The organism is Sphingomonas bacterium (assembly GCF_903644135.1).
GTDB lineage: Bacteria > Pseudomonadota > Alphaproteobacteria > Sphingomonadales > Sphingomonadaceae > Sphingomonas.
In genome coordinates, this window is record NZ_CAHJXA010000230.1 from 1 (window position 1) to 4,607 (window position 4,607).

At 68.8% G+C, this 4,607-nt stretch carries 6 protein-coding genes and 1 pseudogene; 2 read left to right on the forward strand and 5 right to left on the reverse strand.

The features are described 5' to 3' along the window. From rsmH to HUU96_RS11600, 4 genes are all read right to left on the reverse strand, one after another. On the reverse strand, window positions 1-877 hold an 877-nt coding region (rsmH, locus tag HUU96_RS11585; protein ID WP_254605198.1), incomplete at its 3' end, for a 16S rRNA (cytosine(1402)-N(4))-methyltransferase RsmH. Beyond that, on the reverse strand, window positions 874-1,374 hold the full coding sequence (locus HUU96_RS11590) for a division/cell wall cluster transcriptional repressor MraZ (protein ID WP_174292946.1): 501 nt from the start codon (window positions 1,372-1,374) through the stop codon (window positions 874-876). The genes HUU96_RS11590 and rsmH, both read right to left, overlap by 4 nt. Window positions 1,375-1,659: 285 nt before the next feature. Further along, entirely contained in the window at window positions 1,660-1,935 is a 276-nt protein-coding gene (locus HUU96_RS11595) for a hypothetical protein (RefSeq protein WP_254605199.1), read from the reverse strand. 54 nt (window positions 1,936-1,989) lie between these two features. Next, the gene (locus HUU96_RS11600) at window positions 1,990-2,958 is read right to left on the reverse strand and encodes a cysteine synthase A (protein ID WP_174292947.1); all 969 of its coding nucleotides are present in this window, start codon (window positions 2,956-2,958) and stop codon (window positions 1,990-1,992) included. Window positions 2,959-3,077: 119 nt separating this feature from the next. On the opposite strand from HUU96_RS11600, the gene HUU96_RS11605 reads away from it, so the two are divergent. After that, window positions 3,078-3,479: a hypothetical protein gene (locus HUU96_RS11605; protein WP_438827079.1), complete on the forward strand. Its 402-nt coding sequence runs from the start codon at window positions 3,078-3,080 to the stop codon at window positions 3,477-3,479. A gap of 72 nt (window positions 3,480-3,551) precedes the next feature. Beyond that, the gene (gene aat / locus HUU96_RS11610) at window positions 3,552-4,322 is read left to right on the forward strand and encodes a leucyl/phenylalanyl-tRNA--protein transferase (protein WP_174292948.1); all 771 of its coding nucleotides are present in this window, start codon (window positions 3,552-3,554) and stop codon (window positions 4,320-4,322) included. A gap of 35 nt (window positions 4,323-4,357) precedes the next feature. On the opposite strand, the pseudogene HUU96_RS11615 reads toward aat, so the two are convergent. Then, window positions 4,358-4,591 (reverse strand): annotated as a pseudogene (locus HUU96_RS11615) (DUF2155 domain-containing protein); the annotation flags it as partial. Window positions 4,592-4,607: the final 16 nt, after the last annotated feature.

Sequence of the window (4,607 nt, forward strand, 5' to 3'; positions counted from 1 at the left end):
CATCACGGCGAGCATCGGGCTGGCGGCCATCCCCGAGCACGCCGGCGACGCGGACGCCCTGCTCCGCGCGGCCGACACGCTCGAAGCTGGGAGCCGCCGCTTGTGCCGCTTGCGGTGCGTGGCGCGAACCGACCGGCTGCCCGCCCGACCGGTCGCGCAGGAAGCGCTTGACCATGCGATCCTCCAGGCTGTGGAAGGTTACCACCGCCAGCCGCCCGCCGGGCTTGAGCACCGCTTCCGCGGCGGCGAGGCCGTCGGCCAGCTCGCCCAGTTCGCGGTTCACCTCGATGCGGATCGCCTGGAAGACGCGGGTCGCCGGGTCCTTCTTGTCGTGCGGACGATGGCCGAGCGCGCGGCGGACGACAGCGGCCAGCTCGCCGGTCCGGGTCAGCGGCCGCGCCGCGACGATCGCGCGGGCGACGCGGCGCGACTTGGGCTCGTCGCCATAATGGTAGAGGACGTCGGCGATGCGCTCCTCGTCGGCGGTGTTGACGAAGTCGGCGGCGCTCGGCCCCGCCTGGCTCATCCGCATGTCGAGCGGCCCGTCGCCCTGGAACGAGAAGCCGCGCTCGGGCTGGTCGAGCTGCATCGACGACACGCCGATGTCCATGGTGATGCCATGGACCGGCTGGTCCAGCGCCTCGGCCATTTCCGAAAACGGCCGCTCGACCATCGTCAGCCCGTCGAGCCCCGCAGTGCGGCCGGCCTCGGCGGCATCGGGATCGCGGTCGAACGCGATCACCCGCGCGCCGCGCGCCAGCAGCGCCCGCGCATAGCCGCCCGCGCCATAGGTGGCGTCGACCATCGTCTCGCCCGGCTGAGGCGCGAGCGCGGCGACCACCTCGTCGAGCAGCACCGGGACATGCGGCGCGCTCACAGCGTCACGCCCTTCTCCGCCATGTAGAAGCGGATCATCTTCTTGACGGTGGCGTCGAGGCCCTTGTCGGCCAGCGCGGTCGCCGGGTCCCAGATCTCGATGCGGTTGTTGATGCCCAGGAAAAAGGCGTGCGCACCGATATTGGCATGGAAGCGCGGGAACGCGGGCATGATGAACCGGCCGGAGCCGTCGAACGGCACCGCCTCTCCGGCCATGGTCTTGCGCTGGAAATTATAGTCGTAGCTGCCGTCGGCGGCGGTGTGCTCGCGCTGATGGGCGTCGAGCTCCTCCGCCCTTACCTCGACATAGGCGGGGTCGTAGGCGACCAGGCAGTCGTGGAACTCGTGCGGGCCGACGATGATGGTGCCGCCGTCCTTGCCGTCCAGCCGCGGCGCATTGTGCTGGAGCGTCGTGCGCAGCGCATTGGGGATGGCGACGCGGCCCTTGTCATCGACAAGGCCGATCCCGTGTCCCTGATACCGCCCCCTCGACGACACGCCACTCGCCCCCGCACGCGCGCCGCCTCAGCCCGAAGAACGGCCATCGCCGCCCGCCGGTCGCTCAGCGCACCCCACAGTGAGACCGTCCCTCTGTTGGACAAGACGTATCAGGGGATCGGCGGGGATACAACGGGATTTTCCGGGATTAGCTGAGCCGACCAGCTAGATGTACCAAGATTGGAGCAAGTCGAATCCGCATAACTGGAACATTGATCGACCGAATACGAACGAATAAAGAACATTGATCGGCGATGTTCTTCGACCTGCAAAACGACATCGCTGTCAATGATGCGTCGGCGCAGCACCCTGTCCATTGGCGACCGCCGGGGCGATACCCAGCTCGGCTAGGGGCTCGCCCGTGTCGCCCTGCGCGTTGGTCAGCACCATGTTGGCGACGACGTCTGCCTTGGGCGCGCCAATCGCCGTCACCGGCGTCTCGCGCGTGACGGTGCGCATGATTGCGCTGGCGAAACCGATCAGCAGGATCACCGCGGCCAGACCGACCAGACCGACCTTGATCCGCTGCACCGCTTGCGTGTGCTCGCGTTCGCTTATCATTACAGACGAAGTAACAGTATCTCGCAGCTTTGTCGATGCGCCGGCCGGTTCGGCTCAGGCCAGGCCCTTGGCCGCCCGCCACGCCGGGTCGTACAGCGTCGACAGATAGCGGAAACCGGTGTCGCACAGGATAGTAGCGATGCGCTTGCCGACTCCCAGTTGCCGCCCCAGCCGCACCGCGCCGGCGACGTTGATCCCCGACGACAGCCCGAGGCACAGCCCCTCCTCGTCGAGCAGCCGGCGCACCCAGCCATAGCCCTCGACGTCGCCGATCCGGAACTGGGTGTCGATCGGTGCCCCTTCCAGGTTGGCGGTGATCCGCCCCTGGCCGATGCCTTCGGCCACCGACGATCCCTCGGCCTTCAGCTCGCCATGCGCGTAATATTCATAGAGCGCCGCGCCGTGCGGGTCGGCCAGGCCGATACACACCCGCTCGTCCTTCGCCTTCAGCCCCATGCCGACGCCGGCGATGGTGCCGCCGGTGCCGGCCGCGCAGATGAAGCCGTCGACCCGCCCCTCCATCTGCGCCCAGATCTCCTCGGCGGTGCCGGTGACATGGGCGCGGCGATTGGCAATGTTGTCGAACTGGTTGGCCCAGATCGCCCCCGGCGTCTCCTCGGCCAAGCGGCGCGAGGTGTGGACAAAGTGGCAGGGGCTGGAGAAGGGCGCGGCCGGAACCAGCACCAGCTCCGCCCCGAGCGCGCGCAGCGTATCCATCTTCTCGCGGCTCTGCGTCTCGGGCATGACGATGATCGTGCGGTAGCCGCGTGCGTTGGCGACCAGCGCCAAGCCGATACCGGTATTGCCCGCGGTGCCCTCGACGATTGCGCCGCCGGGCTGGAGACTGCCGTTCGCCTCCGCATCCTCGACGATCGCCAGCGCGGCGCGGTCCTTGATCGACGCGCCGGGATTGGTGAACTCGCACTTGCCGAAGATGTCGCACCCGCTCTCCTCACTCGGCCCTCGCAGCCGCACGAGCGGAGTGTTACCGATAAGCGCAAGCGTGTCGGAGGCGGTGTGCATGACCCCTAGATGCGCCCGGTGCCGGCGCGAGGCAAGCGAACGGCGACCGCATCGCTTTGCCGCACTGCAGTAGATTTTCTACGTGCGCGCGCTCTCGCCGCCTTGACGGTTTATGCTGCATGAGCGAAATCAGCCTGGCTATGAAGAGCCCTTCCCTTCTCGCCGCCGCGGCGCTGCTCCTGCTCGCAGCCTGCAATTCCCAGTCCAAGCCGGAGGTGGTCGACACCAACCCCGACCCGATGGCCAACGCGCTCGCCAATAGCGGGCCGATCGAGATGCCGCCGGCGATCAAGGCCGACAAGACGCTGCGCTGCAAGGACAACAGCCTCGTCTATGTCACCTTCTTCGAGGGCGACAAGATGGCGATCGTGCGCACCGTCAAGGGCGGCACGCCGACCCAGCTCAAGGCCGAGAAGGCGGGCGACCCCTATGTGGCCGACGGCGGCTGGAAGCTGACCGGTACGCCCGAGAGCGTGACGCTGACCCAGCCCGGCAAGGCGGCGCTCGCCTGCAAGGCGTAACTTCACGATCCTGAGGTTCCAATCGGGCCGGCGGCATTCGCCGCCGGCCCTTTTTCTTGGCGGCCGCCTTCGATGCAGGGGCCGCTTGCAAGGATCGGAGGATCGCGGCAGCGTGCCGCGGTGACCGCGATCCTCGATCCACAGCTTGTTCTAGGTGCCTATGCGGTCGGCGTCTTCCCGATGGCGGATGCGCGCGATGCGCCCGGCGTCTTCTGGGTCGAGCCCAAGCAGCGCGCGATCCTGCCGCTGGACGGGTTTCGCCTGTCGCGATCGCTGCGCAAGACGATCGCCGCCGACCGGTTCCGCGTCACCGCCGACCGTGACTTCGGCCGGATGGTTCAGCTCTGCGCCGAAAGCGTCGAGGGGCGACCGGAGACCTGGATCAACGCCGGCATCGAGCGCGCGTTCGGCGTCCTGCACGCGATGGGCTTCGCTCATTCGATCGAATGCTGGGACGGCGACGAGCTGGTCGGCGGGCTGTACGGCCTGGCGCTCGGCCGCGCCTTCTTCGGCGAGAGCATGGTCAGCCGCCGCACCGACGCCTCCAAGGTGGCGCTCGCCTGGCTGGTCGCGCGGCTGAAGGCGGGCGGCTTCACGTTGCTGGACTGCCAGTTCCAGACGCCGCATCTGGCGTCGCTGGGCGCGGTCGAGATCCCGCGCGCCGACTATATTGCGTTGCTGTCGGGCGCGCTCGCCGGCGTTGCGGGGTTGTCGCCGGAGTCGGGCGCGCCGTCGTCATCGGGCGATTTCGGCGCGCTCGACCGGCTGGGGGCGGCCAGCGACGTGGTGTCGGGGCCGGTGTCGGGCCAGGTCATCGTGCAGCTCTTGGCCCAGACGTCATAGACTGGGTGCTGGACGACGTTGAGCGCCGGCCGCTCCTTGAACAGCCACCCCGAAAATGCCCGCCGCCAGTGAGCGTCGACGCCGCGCACGTCGAGCTGGACGAAGGCCCCGGTCAGCGGCTCGTCCTCCCAGGGCGCGGTCCGTTCGCAGGCGCGCAGCCGCACCACCACGTCGCCGACCCGCACCGCCTGGCCGGGGCGCAGCGTCAGCTCGCGGCTGACGCCGTTGCGCTTGTTGAGCAGACCGACGACCGCGACCCGCTCGGCCATCGGCGTGCCGCCGGTC

Bases quoted from the DNA above. Each gene is read 5' to 3' on its own strand.
- HUU96_RS11600 (WP_174292947.1), bottom strand. From the start codon at position 2,958: ATGCACACCGCCTCCGACACGCTTGCGCTTATCGGTAACACTCCGCTC.
- aat (WP_174292948.1), top strand. From the start codon at position 3,552: ATGCAGGGGCCGCTTGCAAGGATCGGAGGATCGCGGCAGCGTGCCGCG.
- HUU96_RS11595 (WP_254605199.1), bottom strand. From the start codon at position 1,935: ATGATAAGCGAACGCGAGCACACGCAAGCGGTGCAGCGGATCAAGGTC.
- HUU96_RS11605 (WP_438827079.1), top strand. From the start codon at position 3,078: ATGAGCGAAATCAGCCTGGCTATGAAGAGCCCTTCCCTTCTCGCCGCC.